The sequence below is a fragment of the Acinetobacter sp. CAU_H_S170_2 genome (assembly GCF_058890445.1).
In genome coordinates this window covers 2,038,397-2,059,186 of record NZ_JBZYAE010000001.1, presented here as the reverse complement: position 1 = coordinate 2,059,186, position 20,790 = coordinate 2,038,397, and the positions used below count along the sequence as shown (strand labels likewise).

Here is a 20,790-nt window from a genome sequence, read left to right as displayed (position 1 = left end):
TATGGCCAAGAAGAAACCAAACAAATCTAAATCTGATAGTAAGCCTGAATCTGGTGGATTGTTTTTACATGAAGCTGAATTGGCGCTGATTAATTATCTGACCAAGATGCCTGATGGTGATGAAGTACTGCGCAAAGCAGGAATAACCCGTCACCGCCTTAAAGTCATGATGTATGACGATGAAATTTATCAGTGTGTTGAAAAGCGACAGGATAAGCTTGAATCAGCGCCGTGGCGATTGGAGCCAGCTGATACAACGGCAGCTCAGATCCTGAATGATCATTTGCGAGAATGGTGGTCTGATATCGTCATTGGAGCTCAAAATGCACGTTGGTATGGCTATTCAGTATTAGAGGCTGTTTATAACGAGAATGCATTACACGTGAACGGCGATACCATTACACCGTTTATAGGTCTTGAGTGGATTGGTGAAAAGCCAATGCAGTGGTATGAGCCTAAGAATGACGGCCGCTTAATCTTATTGCAGAACTTCAGTAAGTCTCGCCTTGATGAAGAGTGTAATCAGCATTTCAAGCATTTCTTAACACGCTGCAAACCTACATATGAAAACCCATATGGCGAGGCTTTATTGAGTCGACTTTATTGGGTTTGGTTCTTTAAGAACAATGGCTTCAAGATGTGGGCCAAGTTTGTTGAGCAGTTTGGTATGCCTATGCTCGTAGGTAAGTCATCTATTGGTAAAAATGATGACATGCGAGATGCATTACTACGTGCTCATGCAAGCAGAGTCTTAGCGGTGAGTGCATCAGATACCATCGAAGTTACTGCATCAGGTGTCAACTCGGGGAATGCAAGCGGGACATACGATACGTTCGACAAGAACTTAGAACGTCGGATTCAAAAGGTGGTTTTAGGTGGAACGCTAACTAGTGGGACGGATGGAGCTGGTAGTCGTGCACTAGGCGATGTGCATATGGAAGTCCAAAACAGCAAATATAAAGCTGATATCCGCATGATCCTGCCCACCATTCAAGCAATTCTAAATGCTTTGTGTGACTTAAATAGATGGGAACGCCATCGAATCATTATTGGTGAGGAAAAGTCACTAGAAGGCCCTAAAGCAGATCGTGACGTAAAGTTAAAGAATGCCGGTGCAAATTTAACCCCTCAATACTTCCAGCGTGAATATGGATTAGAGGAGGGTGATATTGCAGATCCTGTTCAAATCCCGCTTAAGCAATTCTCAGCATTACCTCATCAAGCATTCAGCTTTAAGGCATCAGTGCAAAAACAGTCACCTGAGCAGCAAGAGGTGGATAGCCTTGCAGTTCGACCAATGCAACTGCTCAGTGATGATCAGATAGTGCAGATCGCAGCAAGTAGCGAAAGTATTGAGGATATGCAGAACAAATTATTTTCATTATTTGCAAATGCTGAAAGTTCTCAATTTAACGAGGCTTTGGATCGTGCATTATTCACAGCTGATGTTATGGGGTTTGTGGATAGCAAAGAGGGTAAGTAATGGATGATATCTCTTTGCTTGAGGCTATCGAGTTTGCTAGGAGTCGAAAGGTTTTACTTCCTAGTGATTATTACAAACTTGATGTGGCCACACGACGTTATGCAGCAACTGTTAGTCAATTGGCTACGATTGATCAAATCCAAACTGTTCTTGATGCGGTCCATAAAACGTTAAAGGATGGTGGTACGTTTAACGATTTCCAAAATTTGATTGAGGCTGGTGATATTAAGCTCTCTAAAAATCATTTGGATAATATCTTTAGGACTAATATCCAAAATGCTTATGCACATGGGCGTTGGCAACATCAGCAATCGAATAAGGAAAAGCGTCAGTATTTGATGTACTGGGCGATTGAAGATAGTCGCACAAGACCAGGGCATTTAAAATTGCATCGCATTATTCGTCATATTGATGATGACTTTTGGAAAACGTTTTACCCACCAAATGGGTATCGCTGTCGTTGTGGTGTACGTGCGATTACTGAGAAGCAAGCATTGCGATATGGCATTACGCCCGATGATCAATTGCCTGATGTATCAATAATTGATAAAGGTTGGAATTTTAACCCTGGTGAATATGATCGCCATGCGCTTAAGATTCTTGAAAGTCGCATGATTCGAGAAATAGGGAATCAACCTGTATATGACTTGCTGCAGGCACAGCAACTTGAATTACAGCTTGATATGCAGGCGGATGATGCAATTGTTAAAGCGATGCCCAATATTCAGCCCGATCTATTTGAGGATGTTGTGTCTAAAACGGTGAGTAAGGGAATGGAAGTACGGCCAAGCGATTTAGTGATGACTATTGGTTTGTCTGATAGTGATAATTCACTAACTGATCTAGTTAAAACATCTGCTTTGCAGAATGACCAAGACGGCAGTATTGGCAAACGTATTTTAGATAAGATCCAGCGTGCTTTTAATCGGGTTTTTGCTATTGCTAAAAATACCAAGAGCAAACTTACAGGCAATTCGATCCATGGGCTTGATGGGTTGAATTTATCACCAGGCAACATCATTGGTGTTGTCACCCCAACTTTGTTTAAAACCGCCCAAAATGCAGGGAAAAACATCACTATTTTGGACGCCAAAGGTGTTGCAATCGATTTATCTAAAATTAGTGGGCTTGATGGTGCTTTACTTGCACCTGATCTTAATTTAGAGGTTGTTAGTATTGATGACAATGGCTTGGTGCTGAAGCGCACAAATGAGGACGCTACACGTTATTTTGTGGCGAATCAGACAGTGTTTAGTTTAGGGTGAATTAATGGCTGAAAAATGTGAATCGTGTCGACGTAGTTTGAATGGTCGAAATGGAAATGGTTATTCACCATGCGGTTGCGGGAAAACAGTTGTTGTGATTGGTAGCCCATCAAGAGTGAATAATCTAGTACGTGCCATGTGCTGCGTTCTATCGCGACCACCTAAGAAACCATGAGTCAAAATTAACTGAAGCCGCCTAATTGGCGGTTTTTTTATGGAGCATGAAAAATGCCAGATGAACAAAAGCAGGATCATTATTGCTTTCGGCTTGGTGACCTAAGTGTAGATCCTGGTGAGGAAGGTAAAAAGAAACGCACCTTCTCAGGAGTGGCTTATAGCGGTGAGGTTATTACAGATCACTGGTATTGGACACGAGTGATTTTTGATTTGGATAGTATGCAGATTAAGGGTCGCATTCCAGCACTTTTAGAACACAGCTCACGCCAACGGGCAGGTGCAATCAATACTCATACGATTAGCCATCAAGAGGGTTTGGTTGTACATGGGGACTTGATGAGCAATGAGTTTGGTACTCAGGTAGCACAAGACTCAGATGATGGATTTCCGTGGCAGATGTCTGTCCGTATTGAGCCTGCTAAGACTGAAGAAGTTGCAGCTGATCAAACAGTGATTGTTAACGGAAAGACGCTTCAAGGACCTATTACGATATTCCGCGGTGGTCGTATTCGTGAAGTTTCATTTTGTGCCTTAGGTGCAGATGAAAACACGATGGCAGTAGCCGCAAGCCATAACCCTAACCAACCCACAGAGGACACAGACGTGACCGAATTAGAAAAGGCGCAAGCCGCACAGAAACAAGCTGAAAAAGAGCGTGATGATGCTCAGGAAGAACTTAAAAAGTTCAAAGCTGACAAGCGTGAAGGGGACATCAAAGCGCTTGAGACATCTTTAAATAAGCAATTTAGCGCTGAAGAAAAGACGTCTTATACCAATATGGATGACACTTCATTTGCATTCATGTCTCAGCAATTAACGCAATTCTCAGCAGGTAATCAACCATCAGCTGGTCAGCAACAGATTCCATCACATCTTAATCATTTGTTCACACACCAGGCTACAGGTGGTCAGGGTGGCCAAGGCGGTAATCAAGGTGGTGGCGATAAACATAAATTCACAGCTGGTGCACAAGCATTTGCAGAGCAAAAGGGGAAATAATCCATGGTTACTCACTATGTACCGCCTATCACGGTCACGTCACAACGACTGATTCTGGATAATGAAAAGTTACGTCGTGCTAATGCAAAAGTAACGACTGCCACAGCATATAAATACGGTGATTTGCTAACACTATCTGCTGCCAATGTGCTGACCCATGCTACAGACGAATCTACTTGGGATGTGATTTGTGGTCAGGATGTCACTGCGGCTGAAGCAACAATCAAAGCAGCAAACGGAATTGAAATCCCGATGTATTTCGGTGGTGTCTTCAATATTGAAGCTGTGTCTTTAAATGGGACTTTACTCACTACCGCTAAATATGATGCAGCACGTGCTAAAGCAACTAAAAACAAAATTGAACTTTCGAAGGTGTAAACAACATGCCACAGTCTTTTAATCTTGAAGGCATCCCACTTGAATTGCTTGATGTGGGTGAGCTTGCGTTAATTCATAATAACTATCGTCCAATGGATACATGGTTATTAGATCAGCTTTTCCCAAATCGTCCTGTTTTTGATCGTGATGATGTACCTCTTGCTGAAGTAACAGCTGAGCACGACCTAGCACCATTAGTCTCGCCACAACAACCAGGTAAACCATTTGACACTACACAGTCTGGTGAAGTGCGTACTGTTAAACCTGCTTATTACAAGCCTAAAAATCAGGTCACACCAGCAGAAACTTTTGAAATTGCGTTGCTTGAGCGTTTACGTACAGCAGGAATTATCTCAACAGGTAATCAGAAATTATCTGATCAAGAAAAAATGTTGATTTCCCAAGTTGCTGTCATGAAGCGCAACCACGATGCGATTGATAACTCAGTACTCATGATGGCCATTGATCTACTGAAAAATGGTAAATACGTTCTTCATTCTGATGACTATGAATACAATCTGGTAGATTATCGCCGTGCTGCATCTCTTACCTTTACTCCTTCGACAGCATGGAATGAAGTTGGCGCTAAGCCTGTTAGCGATATTAAACTTATGCTTGAACGTCAACTTGCTGCTGATGGTGGTGAGGCCAAAAAAGCTATTATGTCTGGTTCAGTGTGGGCGGCATTATGGAATAACACGGCATTTAAAGATGAATTCATTAAACCTTATGCAGGTATTTCTGTACCAGTAGCGCCAAGTTTTGGTGTAAGTGAAAAAGCCACTTTTAAAGGGTCTTTTGATGGGATTGAGTTTTGGGTGTATGACGCGACTTATCGCTCTAAAGGTCAGGTTAATCGCTTTATTCCTAAAGATTTCTTCTCACTGATTTCTGATACCAATGGTTCTGTAGCACATTGCAAAATCAAAAATATGTTAGCCAATGGTGTTGCTCAGCAGTACTTTGACCGCCAATGGTATTGTGAAGATCCAAGCGGCATCATGTTGATGACTGAATCTGCTCCACTGGTCATTCCATCAAATAAAAATGGTGTGGTGTGTGGCACTGGCTTTATCACTCTATAAGGAGGCTTAAATGCCAAAGTACATTGCAACACAATCCATCGGGCAGTTTATGCCGGGTGAAGAAATTAAAGGGCTTGATGCGAAACGTATTCAAGCCCTTTTAGCATCTGGCGCTATTGAAGAGTATCAAGAGCCTGAAGAGCCAAAAGAAGATGGTGCTGCTGCACGATTGGCTGAGCTTGAAAAGGCCAATACGGATCTGACAGCAGAAAATAAGCTGATGACCGATGAAAAGGTCAAATCAGATCAAGAAAATGCAGAGCTTAAAGCTAAAGTGGCTGAGCTTGAAAAGGCTGTAGCTGATTCTCAAGCTGCTTTGAAAAAAGCCACCACCGAAGCCAAGAAAGCTACTGCTGATAAGTAAGGTGATCTATGTACGCAACTAAAGCTGATCTTGAGTTGCGTTACGGTGTTCCTGAGGTTGCACAGCTTGAGCGTGGATTAACAGAAAGCCAATCGATTAATACTGCATTGGATGATGCAAGTCAGATTGCTGATGGTTACATCTGCGCTTATTACACTGTGCCACTGGAAGGTGCACCGCAAAATCTCAAGATTTATGTATGTGATATTGCTCGATACCTGCTCTGGAAAAGTCGTGCATCTGAAGAAGTACGTCAGCGTTATGAGGATGCTATCAGTTACTTAAAGTTGGTTGCCTCAGGTAAAGCTAAGCTTCTAGTGAAAAATGAGATAACTGAAGAGGTAAAGGTAGCAACTAAATCACCATCAACAGCACCAATAGGCACAACTTACACAGGCGGTGTTTTTGGTGATGATGTGCTTGGAAAAATGCCAACCATGTGAGGTGGATTATGACACGTGATTCGGTCTACTTTCAGGGGCAAGAAAAGCTTAATCAATGGCTTGCTCGTGTTGTAAAAGAGACGAGTGATCTTAAGCCTCTGTTTAACGATCTCGGCGATATTTTACTCGATGGTATTCATGATCGTTTTGATCGCGGTGTAGCACCAAATGGCAAACCTTGGCAAAAGTCTTGGCGTGCTATTGCTCAGGGTGGAAAAACGGGGCGTGATACAGGTCGTTTGCTTAACTCGTTTTTTGCTAAAACAAGTAATGGTGGTGTGCAGATCGCAACGAATGTGGTTTATGCACCTTGGTTTCATTATGGTGCAGTCATCACCCCCAAATCGAAGCCTCATTTAAAGTTCAGAACACCAATGGGTGGTTGGGTGAGTGCTAAGCGTGTTGTAAATCCTGCACGTCCAATTTTGGGCGTGTCAGAAGATGATGCGCAAAATATGCTGCTTGAAATCGAAGATTATCTAGAGAAGGTATTAAAAGATGCAAAACGGTGATTACTTTGCGCTTGAGCAACCGATTGTTGATCAACTTAAAACAATTGATGGTATTGAGGCGGTTTATACCCACTTTTCTATCGAAGATATGATGCAGGGTACTGCTGCATCCCCATCAGTTAGTGTGATTTATATCGATGATCGGATTGGTGAGACGCTCAATAATAGTCAGGTAAATTGCATTTATCAGCAGTGGTTGATTGTGTTGGCAGTTGAAGAAGCTGGATCGCAACTTGAAAACACGATTGAAATTCGCAAGAAAGCCAGTCCCTTTATTATTGAGGTTCTCAAAAAATTACAAGGTTTTGATGCTGATCTAGTTGGGGTTGATGTTTTACAGCGAGCGAATGCTGGCGTTCAACATATGAGTGCGGCAGGAAAATTGTGGATGCCTTTTTTATTTGAAGCAAAAATTTTTAATGTGAATTAGGTAAATTATGAAAACGCAATACAAAGCCTTAAAGCCAATTGGTCCATGGATGGAAGGGCAAATTGTGGGTGATCTACCACAAGTCAAAATTAAACAGCTTTTAGATGATGGTGTGATTGAAGCAATCAAGCCAGAGGTAAAAGTAGAAGTTAAACCAAAAACTAAAGAGGTACCTGCGAATGGCTAAGAAGTACATTTCATTACGTGGTAAGTTCTCCCTTGCCCCAATTGTTGAAGGCGTTGTTGGTGCCATGCGTGAACTTGGCAACATTCCTGACTTTACGCTGGAAATCACTGCTGACAAGATTGAGCATACCGAGTCAATGTCGGGTGATGATATGACCGATTTAGTGCTATACAACACTACAGCGGTTTCGTTTAGCGGCACACTTGAGCAGGTTGATGCTGATAACCTAGCATATATCCTGTCAGGTAAAAATGTAGCTGTAGCGACCAAAACCGTAGCTGTCCATGATTTAGGTGCAGTCACCAAAGGTCAGAAGATTAAACTGGATGGTTTTAATCTAACTCTACCAACAGTGACTGATGGAGCATCAACACCAGTTCCTATTGAATCAACGAAATATAAGCTAGATGCGGTTTATGGCACTATTGAGTTTCTTGATGATCTGCCAAAAGTTGTGATTGGTTATACGACTGGCGCCGTGACACATACTACGATCGCATCTGATTTCGGTGCTGAATATGCATTGTTCTTTGAAGGTATTGATAAGATCAGCAAAGACAAAGTGTTCTTAGCTTTGCACCGTACAATTAAATCGCCCGATTCGAGCTTTGGCCTAATTCATGAAGAATTTGGTTCATACGAAATCAGCGGTGATGCTTTGGGTGATCTGACCAAAGACAAAGATGGTGCGCTTGGCTTATACGGTTACTACACCCAAATTCCTAAAGCTGCATAAACCCACTACAGGCACTTAAATAGGATGCATTAGGCATCTTTTTTTGTGCCTGTACTTTTTGAGATTTCATCATGAATGATTTTTTTATAGCTTCAAATCGACCTGTCAAAGTTAGCGATCTATTGGTGCACCAGCTGCAGATGCATAACTTTGATGAGTGGTCGGGTGCAGCGCAGGTTATCAAAGACTTTTTGAATAATCATCCAGATGAAACCACACAAAAGATTTTTGATACTCATCCATTTGAATCGACGCAATTGATAGCCCATTGTTTGCAACACAACATTGAACAGGTCATCGATCTATTCAAGAAAGAGGGCGAAATTAATATCTTGTTATTGGATGCAGTCATTAAAGTGAATGACGCATTTTTTTCCGAGCCAAAACCTAAACACCGGGACGATGTAGATCCGCGTAAAAAGAGCAGTTGGTTTGATGTTTTTCAGCTTCTCGTATCGAATGGCCACTCACATGAATGCATTATGCAAATGAGCTACGGTTCATTCCGTTACTACCTAAAAGCCGCTCAAAAAGCTGAGCGTATGAAGATGCGTAATTTAGCGATTGCAACTCGGGCGCAGAATGCTATCAATAAGAAGTTTAATGAATTCATTAAGAGTCTTGAGAAAGACCAGTAACTTTCACATTGTGCTGTGAATTTTAGCAGGTTATTATTTACCCAATTATAACGAGGGGTAAATTCATGAAAAAATTATTAATTACAGCTGCTTTGATGTCTGTTTTTACATTAGCAAATGCGAATATCACCAATGCGAGTATTAATGGTGAGCGCGTTCGTGTGGGTGATACTTATGGTCAAATTGTCGGAAAACTTGGTCAGCCTGCTTCTTCATATGACTACACAAAAAACATCAATGGTAAAGAAACCCCAGTGCGCGAAGTTAGTTATGTAAGTAATGGGAAAACATATGTCGTTGTGATTGAGAACGGCAAAGTTACTACGATTCGTAGCGGGCGTTGAGGGGTACTGAAATGGCAACTAAAGTAGCGCAACAGATGATGTTTTGTAAGTCATGCGGAAAACAAACTCTGCATCAAAAAAACATCAAAGAAATGAGTTGGTTGATGCACCTAGTCTTAACAATTTTTACCGCAGGGATTTGGTTAATGATCTGGGTGTTAATGCTTCTATGGCATATGATTGCTAAACCAGCATCCGCAGTAGCTAATCGTTGGGTTTGTTCACAATGTGGTAGGTAATCAAAAAAGCACCCTAGGGTGCTTTTTTACTCTTTCGTCCAATTTTTTGCAAAGCAATTAATAATTTATCGCTTTCAGCATCTTTCTATGTAGTGAATCGTAAGATACAAAAATAAAGGTTTAAGATTATTACAGACCCGCCATTGAGTGGGTTTTTTTATTCCTAGATTTAGCCCACTTATGTGGGCTTTTTTATGTCTAAAAATTAAGGGAAAAACATGGCTGGGAATTTAGACTTTCGATTAAATCTGCTTGCAAACACTACTGGCTTGCAACAGGGCATAAATGGCGCAAGGTTTGCTGTGAATGCATTGGTTGCAGCAATGGCAGCAGTGGGTGTTGGTGTTACTGTGAGTGGATTGGCGACTACTGCTGACTCATACACTAACCTTTCGACACGCATTAATATTGCAACCAAAGAAGGTGGTGATTTCACATCAGCAATGGCTGGTGTGCACCAAGTTGCTTTAATGACAAACTCTAGCCTTGATGCTACAGGCAGTTTGTTTGCTCGCTTGAATGCTGTTGGTAAAGACATGGGTATGACCCAGCAACAAGCATTAAATTTAACCAAAACGGTTACACAAGCTATTCAGATTGGTGGTGGATCAGCCCAAGCAAGTGAAGCAGCAGTGCAGCAATTCATTCAAGCAATGCAAGGTGGAGTTCTTCGCGGGGAAGAGTTTAACTCGATCATGGAGAATGGTTTTGGTGTTGCAGAGGCTCTAGCTAGAGGCTTGGGTGTTACTACTGGCGAACTTCGTAAAATGGCTGAAGCTGGCGAACTATCAGCTGAGCGAGTGGCAAAAGCCCTGCAAAGCCAAGCCGGTGAGGTTCAAAAGACTTACGATCAATTTCCGACCACTATTACCAATGCCCTTCAAAAGATTGCAACTTCTTGGCAAATCCTTATTGGTGAAATGGATCAATCTAATGGTGCAAGTGCAACTGTTGCTGATTGGTTAGTCACTATCGCAGACAATATGGATATTGTTGAAAGCTTATTAAATGATATTGGGAAAGGATTTATTTGGGTTGGTGACCAATTTAAGAGAATTGATACAGCGACAATCATCGCTTTAAAAAATGCCTTAACCAGTATTTATGAAGCAATCAAAACACTAGGTGAAACTCTGGGTGAAGCTTTTGTCATTACTCTTGATGTCCTAAATGATGTACTAAGCGGCCTATATGACTTCAATAACGGAATTGATGAGGCTGGTTCTAAAACGAATGGATTAACTAAGGTTATACAAGCTTTCAATGTTGCCATTGGTTTTGTTAGTGATGGGTTTAAAGGAATTCAAATTGCTGCAAATCTATTCGTTGGAATTATTTATGATTTGGCAGCCGCTTGGGTGCAGCTAGTTTCAAAGTTCACATGGGGTGATGTTAAGCAGCAAGCTATTGCTGATATGGATGCAATGGCGACTAAGGCTCAGGAGTACTATAAGAAAGCTTCGGATGGTGCTTTAGAGTTTAAATCCAAAGGTGTGCAAGCTCTTGATGAGATCGGTAAAACCCAAGATCAGAAAAATGCAGAAAGTCTGGCTCAATCTAAGGCAACCTTGGACCAAATGCTTGCTAATCAGCAGACTGAGTTAAATGGCAAGAAAGTCACCGAGGATGAAAAGTTAAAGGCTGTTACGGCTTATGCTGAAGCTGCTATTGCTGCGAATAAAGGCGTCATGGATGGCATGATGCAGGCTGATCTAATAGCAAAAGGCTATATGGTCACCACGGATCAAGCTGGAAAAGTTTCAGTACAAGCGTTCAACCAAGCCACTGATAGTGTGAATAACACTGGTAAAGCACTCGTCCAAGCACGTAAAGGTGCTGAGGCTTTGGGTGTTGATCTTGATATTGCCCTCAATCGTGTTTCCGAAAAATTTGCTGCTAACCAAGTTCACTTAACCAATTACGCTAATGGCCTTGATGAATTGGGTTTAAAGGGGGAGCAAGCTGCTAATGCACTGTATATGGGGTGGGAGAAATGGTTAGCATCAGCAAAGTCTGAAGTTGAGATAGAGGCTGCTAAAGCCAAGCTTCAATCGTTTGGTGAACAAGGGAAGTTATCAACATCACAAGTTGAGATGGGAATGCAGGCTGTAAAACGCGCCGTGCAAGAAATTCCCGATAGCCTATCACCAGTCGAAGCAGCTTTTGAGCGGTTAGGGATTAAAACCAAAGAGCAACTTAAACTTGCAGCAGATCTCGCCTTGAATGACTTCAATACCATTTTAAAAAGTGGTGAGGCTAATCAAGATAGTCTGCAACAAGCATATGAGGAAACCATTCGTTTAGCTTATGCCTCGGGCGATGCCCAAGTCATTGCTGCAGCTAACGCCAAGGCCGCTTATTTGGGACTTGAAGTGCAACTAGACGCCACTGGCAAAGCCACAGTTACTAAACTGGGTGAGATCCAGCAGGCTGCAATCGAGACTCAGCGCACTGTAAGTCAAGTTAGCCAATCTACGGCACGGGAAGAACCTGAGATCAGTGCCGAGCAAAAAGCTACCAATGACCATTGGGATGATTTCAAAACCAAGATGAAAGCACGTACGGATGAGCTGAATGCCAAATCACAATCACGCGGCTCAGGTGGTGGTAATGCTTCATTACTGTCGAATGGCGGTGATTCAGCTCAGCAAATTTCCGCCGTGCCTGATGCACCACTTATTGCGACTAGTCTTGATATTCAACCAATGGAAGGTATGGAGACAAAGCAAAGTGTGGAAATCAAAATTGATATGGGTACGGGGCAGACAGCGACTGTATCAGCGGCACCCGATCAAGCCACAGCTCTTGAGGAAATGATGCGAGAACTCGAAGCAATTAAAGGAAGATCGTAATGCGATTAAAACGAAAGTCGACCGGAGAAACCATCCAAATTGAGGATGGTTTTTTTTGGTCTGATGAAAACTGGGCTGAGATCGAGCAGAACCAGGAGTATGCCATTAGTGGTGCCTTGATTATTCAAGAGGGACGCAAGCAAGCAGGTCGACCAATCACATTGCAGCCAGCCAATAAAACGAAAGGCTGGATCAAGCTGAGCGACCTGAATACGCTTCGTTTATGGCAGAACCTGCAGGAGCAATTCACGCTTCAGTTTGAGTGGCCACATGACCAGCGTGTATTCAATGTGATTTGGAATCATAAAGACGGTGCATTGGAAAGCTCTACTGTTAAAGGCACTCCAGCAACATCACTTGATACTTATTTTAACGTCACTATGCGATTCATTGAGGTAAGCGATGACAATTGAAACCCATAATTTAAAGCTCCTTGAGTCAGAACGCATTCGTACAGATGCTGAAGATGGTGGGGGTAAATACTCTGGTCGTGAAATTGTCGATGGTCAGAGTAATAACCTGTTCAATGATATTTCTGAGATGGATCGCACTACGGGTCGTACTTCGATCCAAAAGATCTATGCTGCAGTGGATACAGCCGATACCGATGCATTGATGGGGGCGACGGTATTCATCTCGCAGAATGCCCAAGATCCCAATGTGTCCGCCGTGTTATTCAGTACCGATAGTTGGACGGATGAACGTTCGAGCGCTCAAAACCGAATTGAAAACTATTTGGCCAAGGGTGCACAAATTGCCGGCACACCGTTGGACACCCATTGGCAAGGCATGAAGTCACTACAAGTGGCCATGTTTCCCCAGGAAGCGGAAAGCGCTATAGGTACATCAATTGTATTGATCTCGAATGAGGGTAAAGCCTTAGAGATTGAGCAATACCTACGTATTACTGAAGTATCGACCCGCACGGCTTATGTGATGGTTGATGGCAAACAAGTTGAATATAAGATTGCCACTTATGGCCTGAGTGATGCATTGAAAGCCGATTTTGTCGGCCTGTCTGCGAAGCAATGGTATAGCGGTGAAAAGAGTACCACCATCATCCGTGACACCATTGTGGCGGATACAGGGAAGTATTACTCCAGTGCGAATTTAAAAGAAGTCGCCCAAGTCGGTGATTATTCTGTGGTTGCAGAGGATGTCTATACGCAGTTGGTACCCTCAGCGCAGACAGAAACCCCGATGGTGAATATCAATGCTGCAGGTGATTCTGTGGCTTTGGTGAAAGCCAAGAATGGTGCCCTGAGCAAGACTTTTAATAATGTCGCCATTAATACCGTGTCGAGCTTATATGTCGGCTCATCGGTCATGCCAAAATCAGTTGAGTTTACTTTATTTGGTTCGGCGGTTACCGACGTCGGCGGTGAACTTAAAAATGCCGCTGGTACATCCATTGGCACCATCAACTATCAAAACGGTTCGATTGCATGGAATGCAAGCGCGGGGACGGGAACTACCAATTTAACGATCAACTTTATGCCTGCGGCTGCGGTGACGGCACCAGTTGAGTCTGATCTGATTTATGTCAATCAGGAGAACATCGGTTTTAACTGGATCCGTAATTTGGTCCCGTTGCCATCACCAGGTAGTTTGCAAGTGTCGTACTTGGTTCAGAATCAGGTCTACACGCTTCGAGACAATGGTGCAGGGCAGTTGCGCGGTGGAGATTCGTCATTTGGCTCAGGCAGTATTGATTACGATACGGGTACCATGTCATTAACAACAGGTGAGCTCGCCGATGTCGGCAGTGCAATCTTGATCACGTGGAGCAATATGATCACGGCTCAGGAGCGTTCAGGATTAACAATTAACAAAGCCTATGTTGAGATTCCCGTAAACGATTCGATTGTGGCAGGCACTTTAACTGTTGGTTGGTTGTTGAATGGCGTCGCCAAGACAGCAACCGATAACGGCCAAGGGCAATTCACAGGGGATGCCACAGGTACCATTGATTATGCGGATGGTATAGCCAAGCTGATGCCGACCTTATTACCTAATGGTGGTACCACGTTCAATGTATCAGGTCAGAAAGGGGCTAAGTCTTCAATTCAAGTGACTGCGGTACCGACCAGTGGCAGCATCTCAATTGAATTGGACAATGGCTCTGCTGCGTTGATTCCCAAGTCTGTGAAAGTACGTGTACCCGTTAAGTATATGAGCCACACAGGTGAGGTTGAGCTGCGCGATATGCCGATTGATGCCACTACAGGACGTTTAATCAATGGTGAAGGCCAGCAACAAGGTACCATTAACTATTCATCTCGTACGATGAGTATCACTCCGAGCACTACACTTGAAGCGATTGAGCGCGAGAAGATCATGCGACCGTACTACGGCACGCATAATACGTCTCAGGAGGCAATTGCGGCAGGCATGCTGGGGATGACCATTAAGTATGAAAATACCAGTGAGACGCATACTCTAAGCCTGAATGAAGTGGCGACTGCGGTGACGGTGAGCGTCTCGTATCGAGATAGTTCAGCGGCTCAGTCGTGGTCGGATACCCTCATTGGTTCTGTTCTAAAAACGGATTTAACCGAAGGCTTTGCTGAGCAGATTCTTGCAGGTTCGGTTCGCTTTACACTGGCTGATTCAACCTATGTCGATAAACTTGGATCGCTTTACCGTAATCCATCGTTAACCACGGGGGCGGGTACAGTTGCAGGCCAGATCCATTATGGCAATGGTGCGGTTGAGTTATTCGCTTGGGATGTAGGTGGGGCGAATAATCCTACCTTAGAAACCTTAGTAACTCAGCTTGAAAGTGTAAAAACCAACCAAGTGTCATATCGCGCACCGATGATTCCTATTCGGGCTCAGTCTTTAACCTTGTCAGCAACTAAGGTGGAAGGCGGGGTATTGAATATCACCCCTGATGGCTCAGGTACCATTGATACAGCAGAGTGTGATGGTTTCTTTAACTTTGATCAGGGTTATGGTCAGTTTGTATTTCGTCAAAAGGTTGAAATCACACAAGCGAATCGCGCTGAAATCATGGCGCAGGATTGGTATGTGGCAGAGCTTGAATATACCAAGGATGGCAAGCAGTGGATTCATAAGCCTATCATGGTTCTACCTGAAACCATCAAGTACAGTGCAGTGGGTTATAGCTATATCCCAATTGATGCTGAGTTGTTGGGTTTATCTGCAGTCCGTTTGCCGATTGATGGTCGGGTACCGATTTTCCGATCGGGTGAGATTGGGATAGTGAGTGCAAGTAAGTCGCAGGAATTAGCTGATTATATTGCTGGCCAGACCTATCCATTGAATGATGCACGGATCTCTTGGTGTGAACTTGAAGATGCGGATGGCATTAAAATTCCATTTGATATGTACACAGTGGACTATGACTACGGCAAAGTGACTTTAAACGGTGATTTTGCCTTGGGTAATTTAACTGGACCTATCTCAGCCAAGTATCGCTATCAAGATATGGGTTTAGTGCGTGATGTCAAAATTAATGGCCAAGTGACTTTCACCAAACCACTGACGCACAACTATGATCCAGCCCATACCATCGTCGGATCAGCACTAGTGATTGGTGATATGCAAGCGCGTTATACCCGAAAGTTTGTACAGTCGTCGTGGGATAGCATTTGGAAAGATGAGGCGGTGGGTGCGGCTATTTCAGCCAATTACAACGACACCCTGTACCCGATTGAGGTTACCAATAAAGGTAACATTCAAGAGCGTTGGGCGATTGTTTTTACAAGCACAACCGCATTTCGAATCATTGGTGAAACTTCTGGCCAGATTGGCACAGGGGTCACGACTGAAGACTGCTCCCCAATTAATCCAGTCACCAATGCACCTTATTTCACCATCAAAAAGGAAGGTTGGGGCAATGGATGGGCAAGTGGTAACGTTCTGCGTTTTAACACCATCGCAGCCAATCATCCGATCTGGGTAATTCGTACGGTGAAGCAATCAGAACCTACGGTATTGTCTGATTCATTCCAAATCATGCTACGCGGTGACATTGACCGGGTTGCGTAAGCTTTAATTCAAATATGACCGCTTCGGCGGTCTTTTTTATGGGTAATCAAAATGGTCGCAAGTACAGATATTAAGTTTTACGTACATAGCAATAACAACGCGCCGCAACTGCAAAATGCCTATGGTTCGATGATTGGTGTGTTGGATGCGTGTTTAGTGAATGGGATTAGTCTTGGATTGGTTTCTAGCTTGACTGCAATGGGTACTACGGTGACAGCAGTATTTAGCACTGCTCACAACCTAATGCAATATCAAGTATTTAAAATCGTCGGTGCGAATCAAGCTGAATACAACGGTGAACATCGTATTTTAACAGTACCGAACGCAACGAGTGTGACCTTTCAACTGGCAAGCGTGCCAAGCGTAACAACAGCAACAGGCACAATCTCAGCGTCACTACCACCATTAGGTTGGGAAAAGCCGTTCAGTAGCACGAATGAGGCTGGAGGCGGGAAAGCCGCCTATCGATCCAATAATGTATTGCTACCAAGTCGACCATTTTTACGAGTCGTGGATGAAAGAGCTCCAGCATATAGTGCATCTTACGCCAAGTATGCCAAAGTTGGAATTGTAGAAGACATGGGGGATATTGATACCATGTTCGGGGTGCAAGCACCTTATGATGTTTCGAAACCAGGGAAGAATTGGGATAGTACCGGCGCTAGCTCGAACGTTATTAACGGATGGGCGAAGTGGTATTATGCTCGTATAGACCCACTTCTGAATGGAAATGATACAAATTCACCAGCCAATGCTAGAAGAGAGTGGTTGGTTGTGGGATCAGAAGACTATTTTTATGTTTTTAACAACACTGATCCTGCAAATCTTACCAGGATTGCTTACGGTTTTGGTGCTTTTGAGAGCTACATTGCAGCAGACATTTCAAGCAATTTCCTTGCGGCTACACTTCAGGATTCGGTAGCCTCAAGCTTTGTTTCTCTCTCAACACTCAGCTCTATCGCTAGTGATTATAATGTCCTTTGTTTGCAACGAGATTATACGCAGATGGCGAAACCCGTTAATAATGCAAAGATCACAAGCTTATTTACCGGTGGGTCAGGGTATACAAATAAAATAACAGCACCAGCATCCTCAAATCACATTCCCAGTGCACCAATTTTTATAAATGATGGAACATTGCGCGGAAAACTTCCACTTATACACTGGTTATTTCAAGCAACGCCATATGTGGAAAATTCCATTATTGTAGATGGTGAAAAGGTATTTTTAGCATTAAAAACACTGTCAGTAGCTCTTTCTGTCGGACAGATTTTAGTGAGAATAGCATAATGGATTTTAATATTATGTCATTTAAAAGCCAAGAGGATGCTTCGTTTGCCCACAACAATGGTTTATCAATTAAGGGAACGGTTAATCAAAAAAATATCCCTATCCCATGTCGTGTGCGTCTTTTTGAAAAATTAAGTGGCAGAATGATCACTGATGTCTTAACGGATGGTGCTGGTAATTATGAATTTAGCCATTTAACACAAGCTAAATTCTTTTTAGTGGCACACCACCCTCAAAACCAATTTAATGCAGTCATTCAAGACAATGTGGTGCCAAAATGATTCAACCCTCTCTAAAAGCAGGCTTGGCGCAACTTCAAGCATTCGCAACATATCTCGACCAAGGAAGCTCAAATGCTTCCTTTATTTTTTATGATGATACCAAACCACCTTCGATTGCTGATGTAGCCAATAATTCGGCAAAATTAGTAATTTGCACATTACCAAAACCATGCTTTAAAACTTTACATGCAGATAGCATTGAGCTTCATCAAACAGATGCATCAACAGTAACCAAAGCTGGAACTGCAACATGGGCCCGACTACTCAATGGTGCGGGTGAAGCTGTTGCGGATTTCGCAGTGGGTGTAGATATCACACTCGCTAAACCTGAATTGGTTTTGGGTAGTACTTTAATGATGAATTCATTGATTTTAAAACCGTCTACATCATAGAGGTGGGCATGTGTCGAACTATATTCCACCCGATGCACATCATGTAAATCTTAATTTTAAAGATCTGGTAACAGGATCGACAGACTTAAATTTTGGTGCAGATGAACAAAACCTAGCTTCACTTAATACTGTAATCAATACCCAGTTTATCGCTGTTTTTCATGCTGAAAGTTATGATTTTAATGCGCTGGAAGCAAGCGTAAGCACGTCTTTTATTGCGCAATTTAATGCAGTTTCAGGGCAGTCTGCACAACTCAATGCGGTAATGAATACTGGTTTTATTGGTGTTATATCTGCAGTTGGTATTGATGAATATTGTTCTCTTGATGCGGTGATCGATACTTCATTCAAGCCTGTATTTAAAGCGCTGTTCGATATTAATCATCAACTCGGTGTTGAGCTTAGAATTAAAACTGTCTTTGAAAAAGCAATGGCGCGACTAGGATTTACCGAAGTGCCATGGGCCAAACCAATATTAAGGGTGTCAAATGACACCTTTTTTTACGACCGTAGTTTAGTCATTAATCATGCTACAGAGCTGGTTTTTGAGCGTGGACTGACTTTATCTGAATCTATCTATAGTGCTTTTGATCAGGGCGTAAAGCTTAGCCGCAACCAAGGCGTGCGCTGGCAAGAAAATCTAAAGATTCGAATTGTGCGTGATTTGTATTTTGAGGAATCAATTAAGCGTCGATTGAACCGTGAATTTATACATCAAGAGATGATCCGCAAACGCCGCAATATCTCGTTTTCACATCAAGTCGCACACGTCTTTGAAAAGCGTTTTAGCTTTGATTGGGACAAAGGACTGGAGCTAGTCACCCAGAATGAGATTCCTTGGGATAAAGCCAAATCCATTCATTATCGCAAGCATCCGATTGAACCATGGCCAGAGCCTGAGATTCCTCAATATGAGGGTACAGGTGATCTTAATTTCATATGCCTATGCCATGAAGTAGATGCACACAATGTTGAACTCAACTTCGGTGCAGATGATTGCATACCTGGCATACCAAATCGCAATTGGTGGTACATATTGAATAGTTTATCTGTGACGCGCCTCGACAATGGCGAAGAGATTGAAGTTTATGATGGGAATTACAGTACTGATCGCAGCTGCTGGTGTTGGTCTTATAGTTTGACCGTACCGGCATCCCAGATTGGCAAACTGGAACCGATCAATGGTAAACCTGTAATTTTAAAAATTATCGTGAATGGTACCGAGCATCAAATGTTGCTTGAGAACCGCCGACGTTCTCGTAAGTTTGCCCAAGATACCTATACCTTGATTGGTCGCAGTCAAACCGCGCTGCTTGCTGCACCGACTGCACCTTTACGTTCATTTTTACATGAGAACGATCGAACCTCTGTCCAGTTATGCCAAGCAGAGCTTGATCGCGTGTTTAGCGATACGGTACTGAATTGGCAGTTGATCGATGCACTGGGCTGGATCGTTGAGCGTGAGTGCTTAAGTTATTCCAATTTAGCCCCAATCGATGCCATTAAGATGGTGGTTGAAAGCGGCGGTGGGTTTATTTATAGCGAAAAGGGTAGCAATACGCTGACCATTAAACCGCTATATAAAAAGACCTTTTGGGATGTGCTGTCGATCGCTGAATATGATCGTTTATTGCCTGAGTCTGCGGTGGTGAGTCAGTCGACGGATTATCAGATCTATCCAGACTACAACGGCATCACATTAACAAATGATCGTAAGGCACTGGTTGCTCAAGTGAAACGTACTGGTACAAGTGCGGACACCTTACTTCAGCCTGAAAACAACCCACTGTTTAACCACGTTAGCATGGGAGCATATGGTAAAGCCAAGCTTGCCAAAGCAGGAATGGTCGAAACACACACCTACAGCATGCCGATTTCGACTGAAGTGGGTGAATGTGTACCAGGAGAAGTACTTGCCTTTAATACAGAGTGGTGGGGCATTGTAGATAGTGTCAGTGTTTCGTTCAGCCATGCAGTGGTCAATCAAACTGTGAAAGTGGAGCGTGTGAATCGTGAGTAATGCATTACAGCGTTTAATTGATTTGCTTCCTACTGCAGCAGAGTTTGTAGGAACCATTACCAGTGTGGACCATCCCAATTACAAAGTATTGGTGGTGGGTGGGTCAGGGTTGAATCTGGTCACCAGTTCAACACGCTACAACTTAGGAGCAACCGTATTTGTATCTGATGGTGAGATCAAACGACTCGCACCATTAGGTGAAGTGATTCAAATCGAAGTTTAAGTTTAGAAAAGTATATGGCACCTAAGGGTGCTTTTTTATTGCCAAAAATTAGGAGTGGTCTATGAATGACCCATTAAGCATTAAAGGCCTACCATGGCTTTTTAAAATTATCGCTGCAGTGGTTGGGGCAATCTTTGCCCTGACATTATCGGGGGATATCGACACTGAAGGGCGGATTAAAATCACCATGGGTGTGATTATGAAATTCACCTTTAGCGTAGCAATTAGTTTGTATGGGGGGTCAGCTTTTATTGAATATTATGGTTGGCATGTTTATTCACATATGACGCAAGGTTTTGTGATGTTGATCTTTGCGATCTTCGGAATGTTGTTAATTGGCATCTGGTATCAAGCAATCCAGCTGTTACGTGGTAAAACCATTGGTGAATTAATCTTTGAAATTCGATCAGCTTTTAAAGCAATGTTTAAGTGAGTAAG

Annotated in this window: 23 protein-coding genes; all 23 read left to right on the top strand. The window is 43.0% G+C overall.

What is annotated here, in order from left to right:
- Position 1 precedes the first annotated feature (1 nt).
- The 23 genes from AC5EUN_RS10135 (at position 2) to AC5EUN_RS10025 (ending at position 20,785) form a co-directional block, all read left to right on the top strand.
- Positions 2-1,483 carry a phage portal protein family protein gene (locus AC5EUN_RS10135; protein WP_428871411.1) on the top strand — a complete coding sequence of 494 codons (1,482 nt, stop codon included), beginning with the start codon at positions 2-4 and terminating at the stop codon, positions 1,481-1,483.
- Positions 1,483-2,748 carry a phage head morphogenesis protein gene (locus tag AC5EUN_RS10130; RefSeq protein ID WP_493352320.1) on the top strand — a complete coding sequence of 422 codons (1,266 nt, stop codon included), beginning with the start codon at positions 1,483-1,485 and terminating at the stop codon, positions 2,746-2,748. Before AC5EUN_RS10135 ends, AC5EUN_RS10130 begins: the two co-directional genes overlap by 1 nt.
- A 228-nt stretch (positions 2,749-2,976) precedes the next feature.
- Positions 2,977-3,924 (top strand): hypothetical protein, encoded by a 948-nt coding sequence (locus AC5EUN_RS10125; RefSeq protein WP_493352319.1) that lies wholly within the window; start codon positions 2,977-2,979, stop codon positions 3,922-3,924.
- A 3-nt stretch (positions 3,925-3,927) separates the two neighbouring features.
- Complete coding sequence (locus tag AC5EUN_RS10120) at positions 3,928-4,302, top strand: hypothetical protein (protein ID WP_333652711.1); 375 nt, start codon at positions 3,928-3,930, stop codon at positions 4,300-4,302.
- A 5-nt stretch (positions 4,303-4,307) separates the two neighbouring features.
- Positions 4,308-5,387, top strand: a complete 1,080-nt coding sequence (locus AC5EUN_RS10115; protein WP_087010898.1) for a major capsid protein — start codon at positions 4,308-4,310, stop codon at positions 5,385-5,387.
- Between the two features lie 10 nt (positions 5,388-5,397).
- Positions 5,398-5,751, top strand: a complete 354-nt coding sequence (locus AC5EUN_RS10110) for a hypothetical protein (RefSeq protein WP_493352318.1) — start codon at positions 5,398-5,400, stop codon at positions 5,749-5,751.
- Positions 5,752-5,759: 8 nt separating this feature from the next.
- Positions 5,760-6,194, top strand: coding sequence for a gp436 family protein (locus tag AC5EUN_RS10105; RefSeq protein ID WP_279731586.1), 435 nt, complete (start codon positions 5,760-5,762; stop codon positions 6,192-6,194).
- An 8-nt stretch (positions 6,195-6,202) separates the two neighbouring features.
- Positions 6,203-6,706, top strand: a complete 504-nt coding sequence (locus tag AC5EUN_RS10100) for a phage virion morphogenesis protein (protein WP_493352317.1) — start codon at positions 6,203-6,205, stop codon at positions 6,704-6,706.
- Positions 6,693-7,136, top strand: coding sequence for a phage tail terminator protein (locus tag AC5EUN_RS10095; protein ID WP_493352316.1), 444 nt, complete (start codon positions 6,693-6,695; stop codon positions 7,134-7,136). The genes AC5EUN_RS10100 and AC5EUN_RS10095 overlap by 14 nt, the downstream gene beginning before the upstream one ends.
- Positions 7,137-7,143: 7 nt before the next feature.
- Positions 7,144-7,323, top strand: a complete 180-nt coding sequence (locus tag AC5EUN_RS10090; RefSeq protein ID WP_087010908.1) for a hypothetical protein — start codon at positions 7,144-7,146, stop codon at positions 7,321-7,323.
- On the top strand, positions 7,316-8,059 hold the full coding sequence (locus tag AC5EUN_RS10085; RefSeq protein WP_493352315.1) for a phage tail tube protein: 744 nt from the start codon (positions 7,316-7,318) through the stop codon (positions 8,057-8,059). The genes AC5EUN_RS10090 and AC5EUN_RS10085 overlap by 8 nt, the downstream gene beginning before the upstream one ends.
- A gap of 71 nt (positions 8,060-8,130) precedes the next feature.
- Positions 8,131-8,697 carry a hypothetical protein gene (locus tag AC5EUN_RS10080; protein WP_493352314.1) on the top strand — a complete coding sequence of 189 codons (567 nt, stop codon included), beginning with the start codon at positions 8,131-8,133 and terminating at the stop codon, positions 8,695-8,697.
- Between the two features lie 65 nt (positions 8,698-8,762).
- Positions 8,763-9,041 (top strand): DUF2845 domain-containing protein, encoded by a 279-nt coding sequence (locus AC5EUN_RS10075; protein WP_094148699.1) that lies wholly within the window; start codon positions 8,763-8,765, stop codon positions 9,039-9,041.
- A gap of 11 nt (positions 9,042-9,052) precedes the next feature.
- A complete protein-coding gene (locus tag AC5EUN_RS10070) occupies positions 9,053-9,280 on the top strand; it encodes a hypothetical protein (protein ID WP_094148698.1) in 228 nt (75 codons plus the stop codon).
- 218 nt (positions 9,281-9,498) lie between these two features.
- Complete coding sequence (locus AC5EUN_RS10065; RefSeq protein ID WP_493352313.1) at positions 9,499-12,132, top strand: tape measure protein; 2,634 nt, start codon at positions 9,499-9,501, stop codon at positions 12,130-12,132.
- Complete coding sequence (locus tag AC5EUN_RS10060) at positions 12,132-12,545, top strand: hypothetical protein (protein WP_493352312.1); 414 nt, start codon at positions 12,132-12,134, stop codon at positions 12,543-12,545. Before AC5EUN_RS10065 ends, AC5EUN_RS10060 begins: the two co-directional genes overlap by 1 nt.
- Positions 12,535-16,146 carry a hypothetical protein gene (locus AC5EUN_RS10055; protein ID WP_493352311.1) on the top strand — a complete coding sequence of 1,204 codons (3,612 nt, stop codon included), beginning with the start codon at positions 12,535-12,537 and terminating at the stop codon, positions 16,144-16,146. The genes AC5EUN_RS10060 and AC5EUN_RS10055 overlap by 11 nt, the downstream gene beginning before the upstream one ends.
- A 51-nt stretch (positions 16,147-16,197) precedes the next feature.
- Positions 16,198-17,436: a hypothetical protein gene (locus AC5EUN_RS10050; protein ID WP_493352310.1), complete on the top strand. Its 1,239-nt coding sequence runs from the start codon at positions 16,198-16,200 to the stop codon at positions 17,434-17,436.
- The gene (locus AC5EUN_RS10045) at positions 17,436-17,717 is read left to right on the top strand and encodes a carboxypeptidase regulatory-like domain-containing protein (RefSeq protein ID WP_493352309.1); all 282 of its coding nucleotides are present in this window, start codon (positions 17,436-17,438) and stop codon (positions 17,715-17,717) included. The genes AC5EUN_RS10050 and AC5EUN_RS10045 overlap by 1 nt, the downstream gene beginning before the upstream one ends.
- A complete protein-coding gene (locus tag AC5EUN_RS10040) occupies positions 17,714-18,109 on the top strand; it encodes a hypothetical protein (protein WP_493352308.1) in 396 nt (131 codons plus the stop codon). Before AC5EUN_RS10045 ends, AC5EUN_RS10040 begins: the two co-directional genes overlap by 4 nt.
- Before the next feature lie 10 nt (positions 18,110-18,119).
- Complete coding sequence (locus tag AC5EUN_RS10035) at positions 18,120-20,129, top strand: hypothetical protein (RefSeq protein WP_493352307.1); 2,010 nt, start codon at positions 18,120-18,122, stop codon at positions 20,127-20,129.
- Entirely contained in the window at positions 20,122-20,352 is a 231-nt protein-coding gene (locus tag AC5EUN_RS10030; protein ID WP_004980417.1) for a hypothetical protein, read from the top strand. Before AC5EUN_RS10035 ends, AC5EUN_RS10030 begins: the two co-directional genes overlap by 8 nt.
- Positions 20,353-20,413: 61 nt before the next feature.
- The gene (locus AC5EUN_RS10025) at positions 20,414-20,785 is read left to right on the top strand and encodes a hypothetical protein (RefSeq protein ID WP_087010935.1); all 372 of its coding nucleotides are present in this window, start codon (positions 20,414-20,416) and stop codon (positions 20,783-20,785) included.
- Positions 20,786-20,790 lie beyond the last annotated feature (5 nt).

Excerpts from the sequence above, each read along its gene's own strand:
- AC5EUN_RS10135 (WP_428871411.1), top strand. The coding sequence starts at position 2 with ATGGCCAAGAAGAAACCAAACAAATCTAAATCTGATAGTAAGCCTGAA.
- AC5EUN_RS10130 (WP_493352320.1), top strand. The coding sequence starts at position 1,483 with ATGGATGATATCTCTTTGCTTGAGGCTATCGAGTTTGCTAGGAGTCGA.
- AC5EUN_RS10125 (WP_493352319.1), top strand. The coding sequence starts at position 2,977 with ATGCCAGATGAACAAAAGCAGGATCATTATTGCTTTCGGCTTGGTGAC.
- AC5EUN_RS10120 (WP_333652711.1), top strand. The coding sequence starts at position 3,928 with ATGGTTACTCACTATGTACCGCCTATCACGGTCACGTCACAACGACTG.
- AC5EUN_RS10115 (WP_087010898.1), top strand. The coding sequence starts at position 4,308 with ATGCCACAGTCTTTTAATCTTGAAGGCATCCCACTTGAATTGCTTGAT.
- AC5EUN_RS10110 (WP_493352318.1), top strand. The coding sequence starts at position 5,398 with ATGCCAAAGTACATTGCAACACAATCCATCGGGCAGTTTATGCCGGGT.
- AC5EUN_RS10105 (WP_279731586.1), top strand. The coding sequence starts at position 5,760 with ATGTACGCAACTAAAGCTGATCTTGAGTTGCGTTACGGTGTTCCTGAG.
- AC5EUN_RS10100 (WP_493352317.1), top strand. The coding sequence starts at position 6,203 with ATGACACGTGATTCGGTCTACTTTCAGGGGCAAGAAAAGCTTAATCAA.
- AC5EUN_RS10095 (WP_493352316.1), top strand. The coding sequence starts at position 6,693 with ATGCAAAACGGTGATTACTTTGCGCTTGAGCAACCGATTGTTGATCAA.
- AC5EUN_RS10090 (WP_087010908.1), top strand. The coding sequence starts at position 7,144 with ATGAAAACGCAATACAAAGCCTTAAAGCCAATTGGTCCATGGATGGAA.
- AC5EUN_RS10085 (WP_493352315.1), top strand. The coding sequence starts at position 7,316 with ATGGCTAAGAAGTACATTTCATTACGTGGTAAGTTCTCCCTTGCCCCA.
- AC5EUN_RS10080 (WP_493352314.1), top strand. The coding sequence starts at position 8,131 with ATGAATGATTTTTTTATAGCTTCAAATCGACCTGTCAAAGTTAGCGAT.
- AC5EUN_RS10075 (WP_094148699.1), top strand. The coding sequence starts at position 8,763 with ATGAAAAAATTATTAATTACAGCTGCTTTGATGTCTGTTTTTACATTA.
- AC5EUN_RS10070 (WP_094148698.1), top strand. The coding sequence starts at position 9,053 with ATGGCAACTAAAGTAGCGCAACAGATGATGTTTTGTAAGTCATGCGGA.
- AC5EUN_RS10065 (WP_493352313.1), top strand. The coding sequence starts at position 9,499 with ATGGCTGGGAATTTAGACTTTCGATTAAATCTGCTTGCAAACACTACT.
- AC5EUN_RS10060 (WP_493352312.1), top strand. The coding sequence starts at position 12,132 with ATGCGATTAAAACGAAAGTCGACCGGAGAAACCATCCAAATTGAGGAT.
- AC5EUN_RS10055 (WP_493352311.1), top strand. The coding sequence starts at position 12,535 with ATGACAATTGAAACCCATAATTTAAAGCTCCTTGAGTCAGAACGCATT.
- AC5EUN_RS10050 (WP_493352310.1), top strand. The coding sequence starts at position 16,198 with ATGGTCGCAAGTACAGATATTAAGTTTTACGTACATAGCAATAACAAC.
- AC5EUN_RS10045 (WP_493352309.1), top strand. The coding sequence starts at position 17,436 with ATGGATTTTAATATTATGTCATTTAAAAGCCAAGAGGATGCTTCGTTT.
- AC5EUN_RS10040 (WP_493352308.1), top strand. The coding sequence starts at position 17,714 with ATGATTCAACCCTCTCTAAAAGCAGGCTTGGCGCAACTTCAAGCATTC.
- AC5EUN_RS10025 (WP_087010935.1), top strand. The coding sequence starts at position 20,414 with ATGAATGACCCATTAAGCATTAAAGGCCTACCATGGCTTTTTAAAATT.